Origin of the sequence: Enterobacter sp. 342, from assembly GCF_036663495.1 — a bacterium.
In the GTDB taxonomy this organism is placed as follows: Bacteria; Pseudomonadota; Gammaproteobacteria; order Enterobacterales; family Enterobacteriaceae; genus Enterobacter.
In genome coordinates, this window is the sequence record NZ_JAWUEI010000143.1 from 1 (window position 1) to 425 (window position 425).

Sequence of the window (425 nt, forward strand, 5' to 3'; positions counted from 1 at the left end):
AGCCTCATCGATGCCGCCAACAGCATGAAAGACGGCTGGTGGAACAAGGTGAAGTTCTTCATCAGCAACGCTTCAGAAATGTCCTTCGACGACATTTACCAGGCGCTGCGCATGTCCATAAAGCAGGACGACAAAAAGTGGCGCTACGTCGTCAGTGTCTGGCCTGACCATTTCGTTTACGAAGAGGATGGCGAAAACGCCAAGCCGAAGCTCTTCGACCAGAAGTACCTCATCTCTGACAAAGTCGTAACGCTTGTCGGCGATCCAGTAGAAGTCGTGCGCAAACCAACTGAGTACGAAGTCAAAACCAACGGAGAAACAAACCCGATGAAAGAGAAGATGATCGCCGCGCTCAATGCCGCAGGCGTTAAAACCGAGGGGCTGACCGACGATCAGGTCTGGGATGCCTACAACCAGCAGATGCA

The 425-nt window shown here is 52.5% G+C and carries 1 pseudogene; it reads left to right on the forward strand.

Features of this window, described 5'->3' with window-relative positions:
- Window positions 1-425: pseudogene (locus V6E55_RS25680) on the forward strand (DUF2213 domain-containing protein); the annotation flags it as partial.